This is a genomic window from Actinomadura scrupuli, from assembly GCF_050971785.1.
Taxonomy (GTDB): Bacteria; Actinomycetota; Actinomycetes; order Streptosporangiales; family Streptosporangiaceae; genus Actinomadura_E; species Actinomadura_E scrupuli.
Map to the genome: position 1 here is coordinate 318,082 of NZ_JBPCCU010000008.1, position 21,502 is coordinate 339,583.

Sequence of the window (21,502 nt, forward strand, 5' to 3'; positions counted from 1 at the left end):
GGCGGACGGGACGCGTCCGCTATCCGGCCAGGCCGTTCTCGTAGGCGTAGACCACCGCCTGGGTGCGGTCGCGCAGGCCCAGCTTGGTGAGCACGTGGCCGACGTGGGTCTTGACGGTCTGCTCGGCCAGGAACAGCTCGCCGGCGATCTCGGAGTTGGACAGCCCGCGGGCGATCAGCCGCAGCACGTCGAGCTCGCGCGGGGTCAGTGAGGCGGTGGCCGCGGGGCTGGGCCGCTCGTGGCGGCGGCGCCGGGCGAAGTCGCCGATGAGCCGCCGGGTGATCGAGGGGGCGAGCAGCGCGTCGCCGCCCGCCACCACCCGCACGCCGGTGATGAGGTCGTCGGCCGAGGCGTCCTTCAGCAGGAAACCGCTGGCCCCGGCGCCGAGCGCCTCGTAGACGTACTCGTCCAGGTCGAAGGTGGTCAGGACGAGCACCTTCGGCCCCGGGTGGGCCTCGTGGCCGGCCTGTGCCGGGAGGTCGCCGACGATCTCGGCCGTGGCGGCCAGGCCGTCCATCACCGGCATCCGGATGTCCATCACCACGACGTCGGGATGCAGCTCCCGGGTGCGGTCCACCGCCTCGCGCCCGTTGCCGGCCTGCCCCACCACGTCGATGTCGGGGGCCGAGGACAGCAGCGACGCGAGCCCGTCCCGGATCATCACCTGATCGTCGGCGATCAGCACACGTATGCTCACCGGGTCCACCCTAGAGCTCCCCGTAGGGAAGGTCGGCGGTGACGGCCCAGCCCTCGTGGTCCGGGCGCGGGCCCGCCGACAGGGTTCCGTCCAGCATCGCCACCCGCTCCCGCATGCCGACCAGGCCGTGACCGCCCCCGGACTCCTCGGGGATGCCCCGCGGGCCGTCGTCGGTCACCGACACGTGCAGGACCGTCGCGGCGTACCGGATCTCCACCCGCACGTGACCGCCCTTGGCGTAGCGGGAGGCGTTGCTGAGGGACTCCTGCACGATCCGGTAGGCGGACAGGTCGACACCGCTGGACAGCTCGCGCGGCATGCCCACGACGATGACGTCGATGGCCAGCCCGGACCGGCGGGCCCGCTCGGTCAGCTCCTCGAGCCGGTCCAGCCCGGGCTGCGGGACGCGCTCGGCGGTGTCGCTGACCTGGCGCAGCAGCCCCACCACCCGGCGGGTCTCCGCGAGCGCCTCGCGCGCGGCGTCGCGCACCACGCCGAAGGTCTCCCGGGCCGCCGGCGGCAGGTCGGGGAACTTGTACGGTGCCGCCTCCGCCTGCAGGGCGATCACCGACATGTGGTGGGCGACGATGTCGTGCAGTTCCCGGGCGATCCGGGAACGCTCCTCCAGCACCGCCTGCCGGGCCAGGTCCTGCCGGCGCAGCTCGGCCTGCTCGGCCAGGCTCGCCTCGGCGGCGTAGCGCCCGCCGACCGCGTCGCCGAACACCAGCACCATCGCCACCACGATGGCGAGGATGATGCCGAACCAGCCGTGCATCCCGTCCACGACGATGGCGGGCACGATCAGGCCCAGCGCGGTGACCACGCCCACGCCGAGCGAGGTCCTGCGGTCGTACGAGGTCGCGACCGCGAACATCAGCGCGGCCAGGCCCAGGAAGGAGGTGGTGGGCCACGGCCAGAACTCGTCGGAGTGGTTGCCCAGCACCAGGACGCCGGCGAACATCCCCACCGCGGAGATCCGCCAGGCGACCAGCGGCCACCGGGCGCCGACGATCAGCGGCCCGCACTGCGCCACGCCGAGCAGCCAGGCCGGCGTGGCCCGCACCCCCATCATCTCGATGTGGATCGCGATGGAGGCGGCGGTGAAGCCGAGGGTGAGAGCGATCGAGACCGCCAGCACCAGCAGGCGCAGCCTGCCCGCCGGCCACAGCAGCGTCCGCTGGGGTTCCTTCGAGGCGCGCACGGCGGCGTGCCGGACCAGCCGGAGCAGCGAGACCGGGGCGGTGGTGATCATGAGTTCTTCCGATCGTTCATCGACTCGACTGTAGGCCGGACGTTCCCGCTCCCACCTGCATCCCGGGAGTGAGATCGGAGCTAGGACCCTGGTAGGTCTTCCTGCTTTTCCGATTGACTTGATAGGGATACTGAGGCATCCTCGGAAGGTGACCTACGGCCGCCTTCTCCATGTTCGCCTGCACGTCGACCTGCGACGACAGGCCAGCGCTCTGTGTACCGGATCGGTTTTCGCGAGCACTCGCTGACACCATCCGCCTGACACAGCCGCAAGGAGAGAGCATGACCAGCGTCGCCGAGCAGAGCACGCACGCCCCCCTGAGCCCCGCGCAGATGGCCGAACGGGCCAGGGACATCGCCGGCCGGGCCGGGGAGTGGATCCACCGGGTACGGCTCAGCGCCGACGGCCGCTGGTACGAGCGGCTGCACCAGGACGGCGACCACGAGGTGTGGCTGCTGAGCTGGATGCCCGGCCAGTCCACCGGTTTCCACGACCACGGCGAGGCCTCCGGGGCGTTCGCGGTCGCCCTCGGCACCCTGCGCGAGCGCCGGATCACGGTCGACCGCACGGTGTCGGCCGGTCAGGCGCGGGGCTTCGGTCCAGGCTATGTTCATGATGTGGGCAATGTCTCCGACGCGCCTGCGGTGAGCGTGCACGTCTACTCGCCGCCCCTGAGCGCCATGAACCGCTACGACCTCGACGACGACGGCCGGCTGGTCCTGCTGGCGGCCGAGAGCGCGGAGGACTGGTGAGCCGGTCCCGCCCCGCGGGCGCGCGGTCGATCGACGAGATACTGGCCGCCGCCCGGGACCGCCTGGACCGCGTCGAGCCGCGCGAGGCGCACGCGGAGCCGGACGCCCTGCTGGTCGACATCCGCCCGGCCGCCCAGCGGTCCGCCGAGGGGGAGATCCCGGGCGCGCTGATCGTCGAGCGCAACCATCTGGAGTGGCGGTTCGATCCGGATTCGGACGCCCGGCTGCCGGAGGCCACCGGCTACGACGTGCGCGTCGTGGTCTTCTGCTCGGAGGGGTACACCTCCAGCCTCGCCGCCGCGGCGCTGCAGGATCTCGGGCTGAGCCGGGCCACCGACGTCGTCGGCGGCTTCCGGGCCTGGGCGGCGGCGGGCCTGCCCACGACGGGACGCCCGCAGTGACCTGATTCCCACCAAATCCTATTGACTTGGTAGGGAATGTGCTCCACGATGAACGTGTGAGCAGCAGCGAACCCCTTGTCGCACGTCTGCACGTCGATCTCCGGCGGCAGGCCAGCGACCTCTGTTCCGCTCGGCGCTGACGCCTGCGCGCCCGATGGCGGCCGCCGTCTTCGGGAACGGCCGCCGTGCCCCGTCCCCACTCCGCCCTTGAAGGGTCTCCTCCCGTGTCCTCTCCAGCCCTTGACCTCGCGCGCCCCCGCCCGCGGGTCCGCGCCGGCCGGCCGCGTGCCCGCCCGCCCCGGACGGCCCTGCTGCGCCGGCTGGCCAGCCCGCTGGCGCTGCTGGTGCTGTGGCAGGCCGCCAGCAGCGTCGGCCTGCTCTCCGAGCAGACGCTCGCCTCGCCCTGGACGATCGGGCGCACCGGCCTGACCCTCGCCCGGGACGGCACGCTGGCGACCGCCATGCGGGTCTCCCTGGAGCGGGCCGCACTGGGCTTCGCGCTCGGCGCCGTGGCCGGGATCGGGCTGGCCCTGGCGGCGGCCCTCAGCCGGGTGGCCGAGACCATCGTGGACCCGCCCCTGCAGATGCTGCGCGCGCTGCCGCTGTTCGGCCTGATCCCGCTGTTCATCCTGTGGTTCGGCATCGGCGAGACGCCCAAGGTCGCGATCGTCGCCCTCGGCGTGTTCTTCCCGCTCTACCTCAACACCTTCTCGGGCGTCCGCGGCGTCGACGGCAAGCTCGCCGAGCTCGCCCAGGTGGTCCGGTTGAGCCGGGTGGAGCTGATCCGGCACATCGTCCTGCCCGGCGCGCTCCCGCAGATCCTGGTCGGCCTCCGCCAGAGCCTCGGCATCGCCTGGCTGGTGCTCATCGTGGCGGAGCAGATCAACGCGGACGCGGGCCTCGGGCACATGATCAATGACGCCCGGGAGTTCCTGCGCACCGACGTCATCGTCCTCGGCCTGCTCATCTACTGCGTCCTCGGCCTGCTCACCGACGGGCTCGTGCGCCTGCTGGAGAGGAGGGCACTGACATGGCGGCAGGACTTCCTGATCTGACCGCCGGGCCGCGCCCGGTGGCCCGGGTCCGCGAGCTGCGCCGTTCCTTCGGCGACCACGCCGTCCTCGACGGAGCCGATCTGGAGATCGCGCAGGGCGAGTTCGTGGCCCTGCTCGGCCGCAGCGGCTCGGGGAAGTCCACCCTGCTGCGGGTGCTCGCCGGGCTCGATCCGGCGCACGAGGGGGACGTCACCGTCGAAGGCGAGGTCGCGGTGGCCTTCCAGGAGCCCCGCCTGGTGCCCTGGAAACGGGTGGACGCCAACGTCTCCCTCGGCCTGCGCGGCCCCGCCGCGCAGACCAGGACGCTGGCGGCCCTGGAGGAGGTGGGGCTCACCGGCCGGCGCGCGGCCTGGCCGCTCACCCTGTCCGGCGGCGAGGCGCAGCGGGCCTCACTGGCCCGCGCCCTGGTCCGCGAGCCCGGCCTGCTGCTGCTGGACGAGCCGTTCAGCGCCCTGGACGCCCTCACGCGCATCACGATCCACCGGCTCGTGCTGGATCTGTGGGCCCGGCACCGGCCGGGGATCCTGCTGGTCACCCATGACGTCGACGAGGCGCTGCTGCTCGCCGACCGGGTCCTGGTGCTGGCCGAGGGCCGCATCGCGCACGAGTCACCGGTGCCGCTGCCCCGGCCGCGCCGCACCGACCATCCCGCTCTCATCGAGCTCCGATCGGCCCTGCTGACCCAGCTCGGCGTCACCCTGGAAGGCACTTGATGATCAGAGGATTCACCGCCCTGGCGGCCGCGCTGGCCCTGCTCGGGGCCACGACGGCCGGTTGCGGCTCGGATTCGGGCACCGCGAACGCGGACGGCCCGGTGGACCTGGCCAAGGTGACCCTGCACGTCGGCGACCAGAAGGGGACCGGCGCGCAGGCGCTGCTGACCGCCGCGGGGCTGCTGAAGGACGTCAAGTACAAGATCAGCTGGTCGCAGTTCACCTCCGGGCCGCCCATCCTCGAGGCGATCAACGCGGGTTCGGTCGACATCGGCGCGGTGGGCAACGCGCCCCCGGTCTTCTCCGCTGCCGCCGGCGCCAAGATCAAGGTCGTCGCGGTCGACGAGAAGGGCGTCGGCGGCCAGGCCATCGTCGTCCCGCCGGACTCCACGCTCCGGACGGTGGCCGACCTCAAGGGCAGGACGGTGGCCGTCGCCAAGGGCAGCTCCGCCAACTTCCACCTGCTCGCCGCGCTGAAGCGGGCCGGCCTCGCCTTCACCGACGTCAAGCCCCAGTACCTCCAGCCGCCGGACGCGCTGGCCGCGCTGTCGGCCGGCAAGGTCGACGCCTGGGCGATCTGGGATCCCTATACCGCCCAGGCCCAGCAGCAGGTCAAGGCGCGGATCCTCCAGGACGGCACCGGCCTGGTCAACGGCTTCGAGTTCCAGGTCGCGGGGACCAAGGCGCTGGCCGACAAGGGCAGGTCGGCGGCGATGCGGGACTACATCTGGCGCATCCAGCGGGCGCACACCTGGGTGAACGCGCACCCGGCGGACTGGGCCGCCACCTTCGCCCGGCTCACCGGGCTGCCCGGGCAGGTGACCACCACCACCGTCGGGCGGGCCGGCTACAAGGATCTCAAGCTCGACGCCGAGGTGATCTCCAGGGAACAGCAGGTGGCGGACACCTTCCACGGCGCCGGCCTGATCCCGGGCGCCGTCAGGATCGGTGACTTCGTGGATCCGCGCTTCAACGATCTGCTGCCGTGACAGGCGCGAAAGGACGATCATGAGTCTCACCTTCCACTGGTTCCTGCCCACCTCCGGAGACGGCCGGACGATCGTGGACCGCGGGCACAGCGGCGGGACCGTCGGCGACCGGCCCCCTGCCGCGGCGGGCGGCGCCGGCCGGTTCCGACCCCCGGACATCGACTATCTCGCCCAGATCGCCCGGTCGGCCGAGCAGCTCGGCTTCGAGGCGGTGCTCACCCCGACCGGGACCTGGTGCGAGGACGCCTGGCTGGTCACGGCCGCACTGCTGCGCGAGACCTCGCGGCTGAAGTACCTGGTCGCCTTCCGGCCCGGTTTCATCTCGCCGACGCTCGCCGCGCAGATGGCCGCGACCTACCAGCGCATCTCCGGCGGCCGGCTGCTGCTCAACGTGGTGACCGGCGGTGAGACCGCCGAACAGCGCAGGTTCGGCGACCTGCTGTCCAAGGACGAGCGCTACGCCCGGACCGACGAGTTCCTGTCGATCGTCCGCGGTGCCTGGAGCGGCACGCCCTACGACTTCAAGGGCGAGCACTACGAGGTCGAGGGGGCCCTGGCGGGGGGCGAGTTCGAGGTCCCGGAGCTCTACTTCGGCGGGTCCTCCGAGGCTGCCGGCGCGGTGGCGGCCAGGCACGTCGACGTCTACCTCACCTGGGGTGAGCCGCCGGCCCAGGTGGCGGAGAAGATCGCCTGGGTCCGCAAGCTGGCGGCCGAGGAGGGCCGGACCCTGCGCTTCGGCATCCGGCTGCACACCATCAGCCGCGACAGCGCGAAGGAGGCCTGGGCCGAGGCCGGCCGGCTGCTGGACGCCCTCGACCCGGCCGACATCGCCCGCGCGCAGGCCAACCTGGCGGCCAGCGAGTCGGTGGGGCAGAAGCGGATGCGCGCCCTGCACGAGGAGTTCCGGGGCGGTGGCTCCAGCCACGACCTGGAGATCCATCCCAACCTGTGGGCCGGCGTCGGGCTGGTCCGCGGGGGTGCGGGCACCGCGCTGGTCGGCAGCCACGAGCAGGTCGCGGACCTGATCGAGGAGTACGCCTCCATCGGGATCGAGGAGTTCGTGCTCTCCGGCTATCCGCACCTGGAGGAGGCCTACTGGTTCGGCGAGGGCGTGCTGCCCGAGCTGCGCCGCCGCGCGCTCGTACGGGCCACGGCGTAACCCGGGAACGTGCCCGCCGCGGGCTCCAGGGGTGGGTGCCCCTGCGGCGGGCATGCGGAGCATCTCTGCGGGGCCGCGGTGCCTCCTCCTCCTCGACCGCGGCCCGCAGGGATGTTCGCGAGGGAACCCTATTTCGGCGGCCGCGCGTCTAACGTGGGGATGCGGCCACGGTTGCTCGCCGTCGTCGCGGCTTCCCCGATCGAGCGGAGCGCGGATGAGCGAGAACCCCGAAGAACTGGTCTTCGTCGATCCCGAGCTTCCGGAGCAGACTCGGAAGAAGCTTCTTGCGGAGCTCACCGGAAAAGGCCGACCGACCCGGGAGCGGGACAACGGCGCCGGTTGCGTTCTCGGAGTGCTGAGCGGGGTCATCTGCGGTGTGACCTTGTCCGCGTCGGGCGTGGACCACTGGCTTCTCGTCTCCGGTCTCGTCGCGATGTTCGTCAATGTCATCGCGGGCACGAAAATGGTGCGGCCGGTCGAGCCCGATCACCAGAACGCGTACGTACGGGCCAGGGATCTCGACCAGCCGTCACTGGACCTGATGACCCGGGCGGTGGAGGCGGTGGCGGTCGTCACCGGCTCCCGGGTGAGCCGGGAGGGGCTGCTCGACGAGGTGGCCAACGAGGTGGTGCTTCCCCGGCAGCTCTGGGAGATCGCCAGAGTGCTGCTCCGGCAGACGGAGCTGCGCACCGACCAGGCCGAGGCCGAGAACTCCCTCATGACCGAGGAGCTGGCCGCCGTGCTGCGCCCGCAGCGCGAGGCGTTGCTGCACTCGGTCGGCGTCATCACCGGGCGGGTCGAAGGGCTGGAGACCTACGCCCAGCGGGTCCGGGCCGCGGATTCGGCGCTGGAGGCCAGGGACCGCCTCGAGAACAACGACAAGTACTACGAGCTGCTCGCCCACACCGACGACGAGGCCGCCATGGCGAGCCTGGGCACCCAGGCCGTCGAGATCGAGGAAACGTTGCGCGCCAATCTCACCAAGGCGCTCGCCGCCGGTGAGGCCCTGGCGCTCCCCTCGACCGAGGCCGCGGACTCCTGACTGGAATACTCTTGGGGTCGATTCGGGGAGATGACGATGACGCGCGCCGTCTACATCGCGGCCAGTGACGCGGCGACCAAGAAGGCGGCGATCGCCCTCGGCGTGACGGAGCTGCTGGCGCGTCAGGTCGGGCAGGTCGGGGTCTTCCGGCCGGTGGTCCTGCCCGGCCGCCCCGACAACGTCGTCGAGACCCTCCGCAGCCGGTTCAAGGTCGACCACGCGGTGGGCGTCTCCTACGAGGACGTGCACGCCGACCGGGCCCGCGCCACCGCCGACATCGTGGCCGCCTACCGCGCGCTCGCCGCCCGCTGCGACGCCGTGGTCATCGTCGGCACCGACTACACCGACGTCGGCGCGCCCACCGAGTTCGAGTTCAACGCCACGGTCGCCGCCGACCTGGGCGCGCCGGTGATGCTGGTCGTCAACGCACTGGGCCGTACCCCGGCGGAGGTCGCCGCGGCGGCGGCACTGGCCGCCAAGGAGCTCGCCAACGAGCACGCCACCCTGCTCGCCGCCGTGATCACCCGGGCCGATCCGGGCGCGCTCGCCGAGATCGGCGCGGCCGTCCGGCTGCCCGGCACCCCGGTCTTCACGCTGCCCGAGGTGGCCCGGCTGTCCGCGCCCACCGTGGGCGACCTGATGGCGGCCTGTGCGGGCCGCCTGCTGCTGGGCGACGGCCAGCAGCTGGGGCGCGAAGCCGGCCACCTGATGGTCGGCGCCATGTCGCTTCCCAACATCCTCGACCGGCTCACCGAGCGGGCCGCGGTCATCCTGCCGGGCGACCGGGCGGCCACGATCCTGCCCGCGCTGGTGTGCGCGCACGCCGCGCCGACCTTCCCGGCGCTGTCGGCGGTCGTGCTCACCGGCGGGTTCGAGCTGCCGGCACCGGTGATCCGGCTGCTGGAGGGCATGGCGCCGACACTGCCGATCATCACCACGGCCCATGACACCTTCGAGACCGCCATCGAGCTGGCCACCGTGGAGGGCCGGTTCACCCCGGACGCCGTCGGCAAGATCGACACCGCGCTGGGCCTGTTCGCCGGGCACGTGTCGCGCGAGGCGCTGCTGGAGCGGCTCGACATGACCCGGGCGACCGCCGTCACCCCGCTGATGTTCGAGTACGACCTGCTGGAACGGGCCCGATCCGCCCGGCGCCACATCGTGCTGCCCGAGGGCACCGAGCCGCGCATCCTGCGCGCCACCGACATCCTGCTGCGCCGCGGTGTCGCGGACCTCACCCTGCTGGGCGACGAGCCGGAGATCCGCGGCCTGGCCGCTGAGCTGGGCCTGGACGTCTCCGCGGCGCGGGTGCTCAGTCCCTTCGACCCGCGGCTGCGCGAACGGTTCGCGCAGGAGTACGCCGACGTGCGCGGGCACAAGGGGATCAGCCTCGCGATGGCCCGCGACACCGTCACCGACGTGTCGTACTTCGGCACGCTGATGGTGCGGCTCGGCCTGGCCGACGGCATGGTGTCCGGGGCGGCGCACACCACCGCGCACACCATCAGGCCCTCCTTCGAGGTCATCAGGACCGCGCCGGGCGCCGCGATCGTCTCCAGCGTCTTCTTCATGTGCCTGGAGGACCGGGTGCTGGTCTACGGGGACTGCGCGGTCAACCCCGACCCGACCGCCGAGCAGCTCGCCGACATCGCCATCCAGTCCGCGGGCACCGCCGCGGCGTTCGGCGTCGAGCCGCGCATCGCGATGCTGTCCTACTCGACCGGCTCCTCGGGCTCCGGCGCGGAGGTCGACAAGGTGCGCGCCGCCACTGCGCTGGTCGCCGAGCGCCGGCCCGACCTGCCGGTGGAGGGGCCGATCCAGTACGACGCCGCAGCCGACCCCGGGGTGGCCCTGGCCAAGATGCCCGGCAGCGACGTCGCCGGGCGGGCCACGGTCTTCGTGGTACCCGATCTCAACACCGGCAACAACCTCTACAAGGCGGTCCAGCGCAGCGCCGGGGCCGTCGCCGTGGGCCCGGTGCTGCAGGGCCTGCGCAAGCCCGTCAACGACCTGTCCCGTGGCGCCACCGTCCACGACATCGTCAACACGGTCGCCATCACCGCCATCCAGGCACAGGAGGGTTCCCGTGGCTGAGCGGGCGCAGGGCCGGGAGGACGCCGCCGGGCCGCACGTGCTGGTGCTCAACAGCGGCTCGTCGTCGATCAAGTACCAGCTGCTCGACATGGGCGCCGGGCGGCGGCTGGCCCAGGGCCTGGTCGAGCGCATCGGCGAGCGGACCGGCACCCTCACCCACCGGTCCGCGAGCGCGCGCGAGCCCTACACCCGAGAGGACGCCTACCCCGGCCACGAGGCGGCCCTGCAGGCCGTCCTGGAGGCGTTCGCGGAGGCCGGGCCGCGGCTGTCCGGACCCGGCGAGGGCGGCATCGAGCCGGCCGCCGTGGGGCACCGCGTCGTGCACGGCGGGGACCGCTACGGCGACCCGGTGCTCATCGACGACGCCGTGGAGAAGGCCATCGCGGACCTGGCCCCCCTCGCGCCGCTGCACAACCCGGCCAACCTGACGTGCATCCGGGTCGCCCGCCGCGTCTTCCCGCGGGCGTCGCACGTGGCCGTCTTCGACACCGCCTTCCACCAGACCCTGCCGCCCGCCGCCCACACCTACGCCGTCACCCGCGAGTGGGCGGCGCTGGGCGTGCGCCGCTACGGCTTCCACGGCACCTCGCACGCCTACGTCTCCCGGCGGGCCGCCGACCTGCTCGGCAGGCCGTACGACCAGGTCAGCAGCATCGTGCTGCACCTGGGCAACGGCGCCAGCGCCACCGCCGTCCAAGGCGGCCAGAGCGTCGAGACCTCGATGGGCCTGACCCCGCTCGAGGGCCTGGTCATGGGCACCCGTTCCGGTGACCTCGACCCGGCGGTGCCCGGCTACCTCCGCCGGGTCGGGGGCATGGACCTGGACGAGATCGACGACGCGCTCAACACCCGCAGCGGGCTGCTCGGCCTGGCCGGCGAGGGCGACCTGCGCGAGGTCTGGCGGCTGGTGGACTCCGGGGACCCCGCGGCGGCCCTGGCCATCGACGTCTACTGCCACCGGATCCGCAAGTACGTCGGGGCCTACCACGCCGTCCTGCTGGCCGGATCGGGCCGCGTCGACGCGGTGGCGTTCACCGCCGGGGTCGGGGAGCACGACCCCCGGATCCGGGCCCGGTCGCTGGCCGGGCTGGAGCGGCTCGGCATCTCCGTCGACGCCGCCCGCAACGAGGCGCCGGCGCGGCCCGGCCCGGCCCCGGGCTCGTCCGCGCCGCACGACGGGGGCCGGGTCATCTCGCCAGACGGGGCCGAGGTGGCGGTGCTGGTGATCCCGACCGACGAGGAGTACGAGATCGCCGCCGAGTCCCTCGCCCTCGTCACCGGCCGACCGCCCACCGCCCCTTCCCTTCCGTGATCATGCCCTTCCGTGATCATGCAATGGATCGACCATCGATTGCATGATCACGGAAGGGAAGGCGCTACAATGGCCTGCATGGCGGGCATGCAGGAGACGACGACGCCGGGGGACACCCGGCGGCGCGGCGGCATGCTCTGACCTTCGAGCAACCCACGAGGCCCCGGGAGCGATCCCGGGGCCTTCGTCGTGTTCCGGTTTCGCGTCCCGAAGTGCTCACCCGCCGGCGCCACCGGCCGCCGGACGGCGCCTCGCCCACACCGACAGGAGGAGCACGCGATGGAGCCGGTCGCCGACGGTGACGAGCCCCACTCGGTAGCATCGATCTCTGCCGATCCCTTTTTCTCTCGACCGAGGAGTTCCCGTGTCAACCGTGTCTGAGCTGCGCATCACCCTCGACGGCGGCGAGCGTGTGGTGGCGGCGGGCACGACCGCCGCGGACGCCATCGAGGCCGCGCAGGGGCCGGGCGCCCGGCCGGTCGTCGCCGCCCGCGTCAACGGAGTGCTGCGCGACCTGGCCCACGTGGTCCACGACGGCGACGCCGTCGAGTCCGTCGAGGCCGGTTCCGACGACGGCCGCGCCATCCTGCGGCACTCGACCGCGCACGTCATGGCCCAGGCCGTCCAGGAGCTGTTCCCCGAGGCCAAGCTGGGCATCGGCCCGCCCGTCGAGAACGGCTTCTACTACGACTTCGACGTCGAGAACCCCTTCACCCCCGACGACCTCAAGCGCATCGAGAAGCGGATGCGCGAGATCGTCAAGCAGGGCCAGCGGTTCTCCCGCCGGGTGGTCTCCGACGAGGACGCCCGCGCCGAGCTGGCGTCCGAGCCGTACAAACTGGAGCTCATCGGCCTCAAGGGCGGCGGGGACGCCGAGGAGAGCGTCGAGGTGGGCGGCGCCGAGCTGACCATCTACGACAACCTCGACGCCAAGTCCGGGGAGCTGCGCTGGAAGGACCTGTGCCGCGGCCCGCACCTGCCCACCACCCGCACCATCCCGGCGTTCAAGCTGATGCGCTCCGGCGGGGCGTACTGGCGGGGCAGCGAGAAGAACCCGCAGCTCCAGCGGATCTACGGCACCGCCTGGGAGTCGCGGGACCGGCAGGACGAATACCTCAAGCTGCTGGAGGAGGCCGAGAAGCGCGACCACCGCAAGCTGGGCGCCGAGCTCGACCTGTTCTCGTTCCCGAGTGAGCTCGGCTCCGGGCTGCCGGTCTTCCATCCCAAGGGCGGCGTGATCCGCCGGATCATGGAGGACTACTCGCGGCGGCGGCACGAGGAGGCGGGCTACTCCTTCGTCAACACCCCGCACATCACCAAGAGCGCGCTGTACGAGACCTCCGGCCATCTGGACTGGTACAAGGACGGCATGTTCCCGCCCATGGAGCTGGAGGGCGCCGAGTACTACCTCAAGCCGATGAACTGCCCCATGCACAACCTGATCTTCGCGGCGCGCGGCCGGTCCTACCGCGAGCTGCCGCTGCGGCTGTTCGAGTTCGGCAGCGTCTACCGGTACGAGAAGTCCGGGGTCGTGCACGGCCTCACCCGGGTGCGCGGCATGACCCAGGACGACGCCCACATCTACTGCACCCGCGACCAGATGCAGGACGAGCTCAAGTCGCTGCTGGACTTCGTGCTGGACCTGCTCCGCGACTACGGGCTGGACGACTTCTACCTGGAGCTGTCGACCCGCGACCCGGAGAAGTCCGTCGGCACCGACGAGGACTGGGCCGACGCCACCGCCGCCCTGGCCGAGGCGGCGGAGTCCTCGGGCCTGGAGCTGGTCCCGGATCCGTGCGGCGCCGCGTTCTACGGGCCGAAGATCTCCGTGCAGGCCAGGGACGCCATCGGCCGCACCTGGCAGATGTCGACCATCCAGCTCGACTTCAACATGCCCAAGCGGTTCGGGCTGGAGTTCACCGCCGCCGACGGCTCCCGGCAGCAGCCCATCATGATCCACCGGGCGCTGTTCGGCTCGATCGAGCGGTTCTTCGGCGTGCTCCTGGAGCACTACGCCGGCGCGATGCCGCCGTGGCTGGCCCCGGTGCAGGCCATCGGCATCCCGATCGGCGACGACCACGTGCCCTATCTGGACGAGGTGGCCGCCAGGCTGCGCGTCAACGGGATCCGCGTGGAGGTGGACTCCTCGGCCGACCGGATGCAGAAGAAGATCCGTAACGCGCAGCGGTCCAAGGTGCCCTTCATGCTGCTCGCCGGGGACGAGGACGTCGCCAAGGGGGCGGTGTCCTTCCGGTACCGCGACGGCGAGCAGAAGAACGGCGTGCCGGTCGAGGAGGCCGTCACCGAGATCGTCAAGGCCGTCCAGGATCGCGTCCAGGTCTGACGCCCGCTCCGGCGGCGATCCTGACCACGTGGTCAATTGGATAAGAAATGCAATATGGCGTCCAGGACGCTAGGCTTTGTCCCGCGTGATCATGCGACCGCTCGCCGGACGGTCGCATGATCACCGCGGGGCCACCCGGGATCAGCCGGGTTCCCCCGGGCCCGGTCCGTCCCGGTCCGGGGACGCAGTAGTCTCGTCGGCACCGCCCCGACGCCTGGAGAGATCCGGATGAGAGCCGTTTCGCCGCTGCTGACCAGAATCCTGGGCTACGGTGGCGCGGTCGTCCTGGTGGCCGTGGCCGTGACCGTGGTGCTGCTCCAGCTGCAGGCCGGTGTCCCGGACCAGTCCCCGGCAGGCGCGAGCACGTCCGCGGGCGCGCCGCTCGCGGGCCGGTCCCCGGGCGCGCCGGGTGCCCCGACCGCACAGGGGATTCCCGGCGGCACCGCGGCGACCCCCGGCCCACTCGGCACGCCCGGCCCGGCAGGCGGGGCGGCCGGCCTCCCCGGCTCGACCCGGTGCGGTTCCGCCGCGGCCTCGTACCAGCGGGCCGGCGACAGCCTGAAGGTGAGCGTCACCGTGCCCGCGACCGGCCTGGTCGCCGCGTTCGTCGAGGCCAAGGGCCGGGGCACGCTGACCAAGAGCGTCACCGCCGGCGGGGAGCGGGGCCCGCACGTCTTCGAGTTCACCGGGGTGCCGGCCGCCATCACCCGGCGCATCGGCATCACCGTGATCACCCCGGGCGGCCTGCAGACCTGCGATCTGCCGCTCGGCGGCTGAACACCGCGCGGCCGGTCACCCCTCGGCGCCGGCCGCCCGCAGCACCGCGCGCAGATCCGGGAAGACCTCGAGGCGGCGGTCCAGCCCGGTGATCCTCAGCTTGCGCCTCAGCAGGTCGGGAGGCGCCACCACGCACAGCGTGCCGCCCATCCCGTGGGCGAGCTTCCAGCAGCCGATCAGCACCGACAGCCCGCTGGAGTCGATGAAGCTGAGCTCGCCGAGGTCGAGGGCCAGGCGCGGGCCGAGCCGGCGCAGGACCTTGGTCAGATGGGCCCGGAGCGAGCCCGCCGAGGCGACGTCGAGCTCGCCGCCGACGGTCACCACGGCGTACGGCTCCGCCACCCGCGTCCACACCCACAGCCCGGCCATGGCGGGGTTATGTCCCCGTTCCCGGTATGCATTCGGAATCCGCGGAAAAACCGTTCCGCGGATCGCCGGTGTCAGGAGGCCGGCGGCGGTTCCGCCGGCGCGGGGGCGGTCTCGCCCGGCATGCGGACGTCGTCCACCGTGACGTTGACCTCGGTGACCCGCATGCCGAGCATGACGCTCACGATCCGCGCCACGTTGTTCTTGACCGTGCGGGCCACCTCCATGACCACGCTGCCGTACTCCACCACGATGGTGACGTCGACGGAGACCTCGCTGTCGCGGATCCTGGCCTTGATGCCCTGGCCGCCGCGCTGGTGACCGGCGCCCAAGCGGCTGCGCACGGACTCGATCGCGCGGGCCACGTCGCCGCCCAGGGCGGCGACGCCCGGGACCTCCAGCGCGGCCAGCGCGGCGATCTTCTCGACGACCTCGTCCTCGATCTTGATCCGCCCCTTCACCACGGGCGCCGATCCGGCCGGCGGCTCTGCGCCCCTGGTCTCGGACGGCACCGGCCCGGGGTCCTTGACGTCGGTGCCCTGTGCCCCTGCCGGCGGGACGCCCGGCTCGTCGCCCTGGGAGTGCCTTCCGGGCGGGCCCTGCTGTGCCAGGCCCGAGGGGGAGGCGGCGGGCGGCGCCGGGGTGGGCGCGCCCAGCGGCACGGCGGGCGACGGCGGTCCCGCGGGCCCCTGCTGCCGCGGCGGCGGCCCGGCCGGGGCGGCGGGCGGTGCCGGGAAGAAGGGCATGGACCTGACTTCGCCGCGCGCGTGGTCAGGTCCGCCTCCGTTCGCGGAATACGACGCGTTGTCGAAGTCGCTCATCGGGTGCCCTTCGTCGTCGGTTGCGGTTTCCATAGTGGCGGAGGTGGCGCGGGTGGCGCCAGATCAGTCCGGCTTTGGCCGGTTTTGTGGCTGAAACGGGTTCTGCGGGCCCGGCTACAGTGGTGAGCCCCCCTGTATCTATGCTGCTGGACAGGCCGAGCGAGAAGGAGAGCGCCGTCTTGAGCGTAGAGCCCGTGGACCCGAACATGCCGGAGGCGCGGCTCGAGGAGCAGCGCGGCGGTGCGGGCAGCCCGGACAACTTCCAGCGGCTCTGGACCCCCCACCGGATGGCCTACATCAAGGGCGAGAACAAACCCACCGGCGCCGGCCCCGACGACGGCTGCCCGTTCTGCGAGATCCCGAAGATGTCCGACGAGGAGGGGCTGATCGTGGCGCGGGGCGGGGCGGTCTTCGCCGTCCTCAACCTCTACCCGTACAACTCGGGCCACCTCATGGTCGTTCCGTACCGGCATGTTCCCGACTACACCGACCTGGACGACGCGGAGACCGCCGAGCTGGCCGACTTCACCAAGCGTGCCCTGCAGGCCCTGCGCAAGGCCAGCGGAGCCCAGGGCTTCAACGTCGGGATGAACCTCGGCGGCGTCGCCGGCGCGGGCATCGCCGCCCACCTCCACCAGCACGTGGTGCCCCGATGGGGCGGCGACACCAACTTCATGCCAGTGGTCGGTCACACCCGGGTCCTGCCGCAGCTGCTGCGCGACACCCGCGACATCCTCGCCGGCACCTGGCCGGCCGGCTGACGTTATCGAGTGGTCCGCTCCCGGCGTGCCGGGCATCATGGGATCATGACGCGACGCGAGCGCCCGGTCCTGATCTACGACGGTGACTGCGCGTTCTGCACCGGCTGTGTGCGGTTCGCCGGCCGGCATCTGCCCGGCACGACGGAGTTCGCCGCCTTCCAGCATGCCGACCTGCGGGCCCTCGGCACGACCGCCGCCCGTGCCGAGCGCGAGGTCGTGTGGGTGGGGCGGGACGGCACCACCCGCGGCGGCGCGCAGGCGGTGGCCGCGCTGCTGCTGGACGCGGGCGGCCGGTGGTGGCCGCTGGGGGCCATCGCGCGGGTCCCGCCCTTCCGCTGGATCGCGCACGCGCTCTACCGGCTGGTCGCCGGCAACCGGCATCGCCTGCCGGGAGGCACCGCCGCGTGCGCGCTGCCTCCCGAGCACCGGCCCGGCTCGCCCGCGGGCTGAGCGGCAGCCCGGCCGGGAGCGGGCACCCGGCAGGCCGAGTGAGGATCGCAGTACGTCGGGGCAGAGGAGAAGGGGATGGGCGGGTGGCCGGCACCGGATCGGCGGCAGGTGCTCACGGCGGGCGTGCTCGGGCTGGCCGTGTCCGGAGCGGGATTCACCGCCTGCTCGCGGGGGGCCAGGGTCGCCTCCGACGACCCCGGTGACCCCGACCCCCGGCTGACGGCCCCGCCGGCGGTCGGCATGACCGCCGCCGGGCCCACCCCGCGGGCGCCGGTGCGGGACCGCACCACGATCTTGCACGTCGTGGCGCACCCCGACGACGACCTGTTCTTCCTCAACCCCGACATCCAGCAGTCCATCGCCGCCGGGCACCGGGTGATCGGGGTCTGTGTCACCGCGGCGGAGTCCAGCGGCCGCAACGGCCCGAGCAGGCACACCAGCGTCGACGACTACGCCAAGGCCCGGCAGAACGGGCTGCGCGCCGCGTACGGGCAGATGGCGCTGGGCGACCCGAAGGGCGCCTGGTCGCGCACCACCCTGCCGCTGCCCAACGGCGCCCTGGCCGAGGCGGACACCCTCGGCCAGGTCACCCTGATCTTCCTCAACGTCCGGAAGACCCCGGGCGGCGGCCGGTTGCGCAACCTGTGGTCGGGGCGGCTGGGCGCGCTGCCCACGCTGGTCCCGACCGGCGGGACGGTGGGCGGCCGCTATCGCTACCGGCGCGGCGAGCTGATCGACGCGCTCGTCCACCTCCTCGAGCTCTACCGGCCGACGCTGGTGCGGACGATGGACCTCGACCCGGACCGCCAGGTCCACAACAGCCGGCACTCCCGGCACACCGACCACGGCGATCTCTCCGATCACGAGGACCACACCGCGACCGCCCAGTTCACCTGGGCGGCGCTGGCGCGCTACGGCGGCCCCGGCGGGGGCCGCCACTGGACGGTGGAGAGCTACCGCGGCTACTACAACTGCCGCTGGCCCTTCGACCTGAGCGACTCCGCCTGGCGGGCGAAGGAGGCCCTGCTGGACCTCTACGCGGGCTCGGCGCCGGCCGACTGCGGCGACCCGGCCGGGTGCGCCGACCTGTCCATGCGGGGCCGGATCGCGGCCTCCGGCTGGGGACAGAGCACCCACCACCGCTACGTCAGCACCGCCCCGTGGCTGCTGCGCGGCGCCTCCGGCGCGCTCACCGCGTTCGCGGTGCTGGACCAGCAGGCCGCCATGTGGACCGAGACCGCTCCCGGCAGCGGGCGGTGGAGCGGCCCGGTGCTGCTCGGCGGCGGGCCGCTGGTGCCCCGGCTGTCCGCCTCCCTCGCGCCGGACGGCCGCTGGCAGATCCTCGCCGAGCGGGTCGCGGAGCTCGGCACGCACCGGCACGACCGCCGCCGCGCCGTCGTGCTGCTCGAACAGCGCGGTCAGGGCGGACGCTTCGGCGCGTGGACCGACCTGGGCGCGCCGGAGCGGGGGGAGCGGGCCCGGCACCTGGGGGTCCCCGTCGCGGCCCGCGGGGCCGACGGCCTGTTGCAGCTGTTCGCCCGCACCTCGCACAAGGGCCTCGCCACCCGGGCCCAGCTGGCCGACGGGTCGTGGACCCGGTGGCGGGACCTGGGCGGCGGCCCCGTCCAGGAGGGGGTCACCGCCCTGACCACCTCCGACGGGCGCATCGAGCTGTACGGCTGCGGGCGGCTGTCCCTGGTGCGCTGGTATCAGCGGCGGCCCGGCGGCCCCTTCACGCTGGACACCGGGCTGCGGCTGCCCGCCCCCGGCACGCCGCCGGCCGTGCTGGAGCTCCCGGACGGCGGGCTGCTGGTGGTCTACCGGCTCGCGGGCAGCGGTGAGGTGGGCGGGTTCCGGCGGGCCCGCGGCGGGGGCGCCTGGGAGCGGGTGCACCTGGGCGGCCAGGGCGGGATCGGGCCGATGCGGGTGCTCGCGCTGCCCGCCGCCCGGGGGAGGAGGCAGCGCTTCCTGCTCGTCCAGCAGAACGACGCGGGCACGGTCAGCATCGCGCGCTGCCCGGCCGCGGTGCGGGCACCGCCGCGCTGGACCGGCTCCGGCCCGTGGTTCGCGCACTCACCGGCGGCCGCCGTGGACGCGCGCGGGCGGGCCGTCCTGGCCGTCATCGGCCCGGACGCCCGGCTGCGCACCACGATCCTGCCCGCGGGCGGTGACCGGCCCGCGCCCGGCGCGGCGGTCTCCTGGGCCGCCGTCTGAGCACGCCGGAGCGCCGGGCCCCGCCGCCGCGCCCGGTCACCGGCCCCGGGCGCGGCCCGGGAGGCGGGCGGCCTCCGGTCCGCCGCCACCCCGGGCCTCGGCCGTCCCGGGGCTCAGCCGTCCCGGGTCCCGGTCAGCTTCCCGGCGAGTTGCGCCGGGAGCGGCTCGTACCGCAGGAAGGTGCGGTTGAACGTGCCGGTGCCGTGCGACATCGACCGCAGGTCGATCGCGTAGCGGACCATCTCCAGCTGGGGCACCTCGGCGCGGATCAGCGTGCGCCCGCCGGTCCCGCCGGACGGCACCGCCTCGGTGCCCAGGACGCGCCCCCGCCGCGAGGACAGATCGGACATCACCGCACCGACGTAGTCGTCGGAGACCAGGACCGACACCTCGTCGACGGGCTCCAGCAGCAGCATCTGGGTCCGGCCCGCGGCGTCCTTGAGGGCCAGCGCCCCGGCGGTCTGGAAGGCCATGTCGGAGGAGTCGACCGAGTGCGCCTTGCCGTCGTGCAGGGTCACCTTGATGTCGACCAGCGGGTAGCCGGCGAGCACCCCCCGGTCCATCTGCACGCGTACGCCCTTCTCCACGGACGGGATGAACTGCCGGGGGACCACGCCGCCGACGACCTTGTCGACGAACTGGAAGCCCTCCCCGGACGACAGCGGCTCCACCTCGATGTGGCAGATGCCGAACTGCCCGTGCCCGCCGCTCTGCTTGACGTGCCGGCCCAGGCCCTGCGCGACGCCGCCGAACGTCTCGCGCAGCGGCACCCGGAGCTCGACGGGCTCCACGTCGACGCCGTACCGGCTCCGCAGCCGGTCCATCAGCACGTCGGCGTGGGCCTCGCCCATGCACCACAGCACCAGCTGCCGGGTCTCGGCGTTGTTCTCCAGCCGCAGCGTCGGATCCTCGGCGACCAGGCGGCCCAGCGCCTGCGAGAGCTTGTCCTCGTCGGCCTTGGAGGTGGCCCGGATCGCGACCGGCAGGAGCGGGTCCGGCATGGTCCACGGCCGCATGAGCAGCGGCCGGTCCTTGTCGGAGATCGTGTCGCCGGTCTCGGCCCGGGTCAGCTTGGCGACGGCGCACAGGTCGCCGGCGCCGCAGGACCCCACGCCGCGCTGCGTCTTGCCCAGCGGGGAGGTGAGCGCGCCCACCCGCTCGTCGAGGTCGTGGTCCTCGTGCCCGCGGTCGGCCAGCCCGTGCCCGGAGACGTGCACCACCGTGTCGGGCCGCAGCGTGCCGGAGAACACCCGTACCAGCGAGATCCGCCCCACATAGGGGTCGGAGGTCGTCTTGACCACCTCGGCCACCAGCGGGCCGTCGGGGTCACAGGTCACTTCGGGGACGGGTTTTCCGCCGACGGTGGTCACCTCGGGGACCCCGTGCTCCAGCGGGGACGGGAACGCCTGGGAGATCACTTCGAGCAGCTCGGCGGTGCCGATGACCGGGCCCGGCCGGTCACCGTGCGGGATCGAGGTGGCCAGCACCGGGTAGAAGCTGCCGCGGGCGACCGCCTTCTCCATGTCCCGGATGAGGATCTTGACGTCGATCTCCTCACCGGACAGGTAGCGCTCCATCAGCGATTCGTCTTCGCTCTCCTGGATGATCCCCTCGATCAGGGCGCCGCGCTGCTCCTCGATCCGGTCGAGGAACTCCGCGCCGGGGTCGCACTCCCGGCGCGAGCCCGAGGAATAGTCGTAGCAGCGTTGCGACAGCAGCCCGATCAGCGACTGGCCGACGGGGAAGTAACAGGGCAGGACGCCCTCGCCGAAGGCGTCCTGGCAGGCCAGCAGGGCCTCGTCGAAGTCACCCCGCTGCTGGTCGATCTTGGTGATGACCAGCGCGCGGGGCATGCCGACGGCCGCGCACTCCTCCCAGAGGATCCGGGTCAGCCCGTCCACCCCGTCGACCGCCGAGATCACGAACAGGGCGGCGTCGGCCGCCCGCAGCCCGGCGCGCAGGTCTCCCACGAAGTCGGCGTAGCCGGGCGTGTCCAGCAGATTGATCTTCACATCGCCGTGCATGAACGGCATCAGGGACAGGTTCACCGAGCGGTGCTGGCGCACCTCCACCTCGTCGTGATCTCCGACCGTGGTGCCGTCCTCGACCCGGCCGGCCCGCTGGATCGTGCCGGTCGCGGCCAGCAGCGCCTCCGCGAGGGTCGTCTTGCCCGCTCCGGAATGGCCGACCAGCACGACGTTGCGCACCTTCTCCGGGCGCACCTCGTCCAGCCGGTCGGCCGCTGGTGCCCTGCCGGGCGCCACCGGTTGACGTGTTGTCTCTGCCACAGTGCATGACCTCCT

At 73.0% G+C, this 21,502-nt stretch carries 19 protein-coding genes; 14 read left to right on the plus strand and 5 right to left on the minus strand.

Going from position 1 to position 21,502, the window contains the following annotated elements:
* Window positions 1-19 precede the first annotated feature (19 nt).
* Both ACRYCC_RS32165 and ACRYCC_RS32170 read right to left on the minus strand, forming a co-directional pair.
* Complete coding sequence (locus ACRYCC_RS32165; protein WP_433817509.1) at window positions 20-697, minus strand: response regulator; 678 nt, start codon at window positions 695-697, stop codon at window positions 20-22.
* Between the two features lie 10 nt (window positions 698-707).
* Window positions 708-1,949, minus strand: coding sequence for a sensor histidine kinase (locus ACRYCC_RS32170; RefSeq protein WP_433817510.1), 1,242 nt, complete (start codon window positions 1,947-1,949; stop codon window positions 708-710).
* 281 nt (window positions 1,950-2,230) lie between these two features.
* On the opposite strand from ACRYCC_RS32170, the gene ACRYCC_RS32175 reads away from it, so the two are divergent.
* The 11 genes from ACRYCC_RS32175 (at window position 2,231) to ACRYCC_RS32225 (ending at window position 14,587) form a co-directional block, all read left to right on the plus strand.
* Window positions 2,231-2,701, plus strand: coding sequence for a cysteine dioxygenase (locus tag ACRYCC_RS32175; protein ID WP_433817511.1), 471 nt, complete (start codon window positions 2,231-2,233; stop codon window positions 2,699-2,701).
* Window positions 2,698-3,102, plus strand: a complete 405-nt coding sequence (locus ACRYCC_RS32180) for a rhodanese-like domain-containing protein (RefSeq protein WP_433817512.1) — start codon at window positions 2,698-2,700, stop codon at window positions 3,100-3,102. The genes ACRYCC_RS32175 and ACRYCC_RS32180 overlap by 4 nt, the downstream gene beginning before the upstream one ends.
* A 224-nt stretch (window positions 3,103-3,326) precedes the next feature.
* Window positions 3,327-4,157, plus strand: coding sequence for an ABC transporter permease (locus tag ACRYCC_RS32185; protein ID WP_433817513.1), 831 nt, complete (start codon window positions 3,327-3,329; stop codon window positions 4,155-4,157).
* Entirely contained in the window at window positions 4,133-4,870 is a 738-nt protein-coding gene (locus tag ACRYCC_RS32190; RefSeq protein ID WP_433817514.1) for an ABC transporter ATP-binding protein, read from the plus strand. The genes ACRYCC_RS32185 and ACRYCC_RS32190 overlap by 25 nt, the downstream gene beginning before the upstream one ends.
* A complete protein-coding gene (locus tag ACRYCC_RS32195) occupies window positions 4,870-5,859 on the plus strand; it encodes an ABC transporter substrate-binding protein (RefSeq protein ID WP_433817515.1) in 990 nt (329 codons plus the stop codon). Before ACRYCC_RS32190 ends, ACRYCC_RS32195 begins: the two co-directional genes overlap by 1 nt.
* Window positions 5,860-5,878: 19 nt before the next feature.
* The gene (locus ACRYCC_RS32200) at window positions 5,879-7,018 is read left to right on the plus strand and encodes an LLM class flavin-dependent oxidoreductase (RefSeq protein ID WP_433817516.1); all 1,140 of its coding nucleotides are present in this window, start codon (window positions 5,879-5,881) and stop codon (window positions 7,016-7,018) included.
* Between the two features lie 214 nt (window positions 7,019-7,232).
* Window positions 7,233-8,060, plus strand: coding sequence for a hypothetical protein (locus ACRYCC_RS32205; protein WP_433817517.1), 828 nt, complete (start codon window positions 7,233-7,235; stop codon window positions 8,058-8,060).
* A gap of 36 nt (window positions 8,061-8,096) precedes the next feature.
* Window positions 8,097-10,154: a phosphate acetyltransferase gene (gene pta, locus ACRYCC_RS32210; RefSeq protein WP_433817518.1), complete on the plus strand. Its 2,058-nt coding sequence runs from the start codon at window positions 8,097-8,099 to the stop codon at window positions 10,152-10,154.
* The gene (locus ACRYCC_RS32215) at window positions 10,147-11,466 is read left to right on the plus strand and encodes an acetate kinase (RefSeq protein ID WP_433817519.1); all 1,320 of its coding nucleotides are present in this window, start codon (window positions 10,147-10,149) and stop codon (window positions 11,464-11,466) included. The genes pta and ACRYCC_RS32215 overlap by 8 nt, the downstream gene beginning before the upstream one ends.
* Window positions 11,467-11,830: 364 nt before the next feature.
* Window positions 11,831-13,810, plus strand: coding sequence for a threonine--tRNA ligase (thrS, locus tag ACRYCC_RS32220; RefSeq protein ID WP_433817520.1), 1,980 nt, complete (start codon window positions 11,831-11,833; stop codon window positions 13,808-13,810).
* A gap of 228 nt (window positions 13,811-14,038) precedes the next feature.
* Window positions 14,039-14,587: a hypothetical protein gene (locus tag ACRYCC_RS32225; RefSeq protein WP_433817521.1), complete on the plus strand. Its 549-nt coding sequence runs from the start codon at window positions 14,039-14,041 to the stop codon at window positions 14,585-14,587.
* A 15-nt stretch (window positions 14,588-14,602) separates the two neighbouring features.
* Here ACRYCC_RS32225 and ACRYCC_RS32230 read toward each other — a convergent pair whose 3' ends face one another.
* A complete protein-coding gene (locus tag ACRYCC_RS32230) occupies window positions 14,603-14,956 on the minus strand; it encodes an STAS domain-containing protein (RefSeq protein WP_433817522.1) in 354 nt (117 codons plus the stop codon).
* A gap of 71 nt (window positions 14,957-15,027) precedes the next feature.
* Complete coding sequence (locus ACRYCC_RS32235; RefSeq protein WP_433817523.1) at window positions 15,028-15,774, minus strand: Asp23/Gls24 family envelope stress response protein; 747 nt, start codon at window positions 15,772-15,774, stop codon at window positions 15,028-15,030.
* A 206-nt stretch (window positions 15,775-15,980) separates the two neighbouring features.
* On the opposite strand from ACRYCC_RS32235, the gene ACRYCC_RS32240 reads away from it, so the two are divergent.
* From ACRYCC_RS32240 to ACRYCC_RS32250, 3 genes are all read left to right on the plus strand, one after another.
* Window positions 15,981-16,535, plus strand: a complete 555-nt coding sequence (locus tag ACRYCC_RS32240) for an HIT family protein (protein WP_433817584.1) — start codon at window positions 15,981-15,983, stop codon at window positions 16,533-16,535.
* A 45-nt stretch (window positions 16,536-16,580) separates the two neighbouring features.
* The gene (locus tag ACRYCC_RS32245; RefSeq protein WP_433817524.1) at window positions 16,581-16,985 is read left to right on the plus strand and encodes a thiol-disulfide oxidoreductase DCC family protein; all 405 of its coding nucleotides are present in this window, start codon (window positions 16,581-16,583) and stop codon (window positions 16,983-16,985) included.
* 75 nt (window positions 16,986-17,060) lie between these two features.
* On the plus strand, window positions 17,061-19,199 hold the full coding sequence (locus ACRYCC_RS32250; RefSeq protein ID WP_433817525.1) for a PIG-L family deacetylase: 2,139 nt from the start codon (window positions 17,061-17,063) through the stop codon (window positions 19,197-19,199).
* Window positions 19,200-19,312: 113 nt separating this feature from the next.
* Here the strand turns inward: ACRYCC_RS32250 and ACRYCC_RS32255 are convergent, their stop codons facing one another.
* Window positions 19,313-21,487 carry an elongation factor G-like protein EF-G2 gene (locus ACRYCC_RS32255; RefSeq protein WP_433817526.1) on the minus strand — a complete coding sequence of 725 codons (2,175 nt, stop codon included), beginning with the start codon at window positions 21,485-21,487 and terminating at the stop codon, window positions 19,313-19,315.
* Window positions 21,488-21,502: the final 15 nt, after the last annotated feature.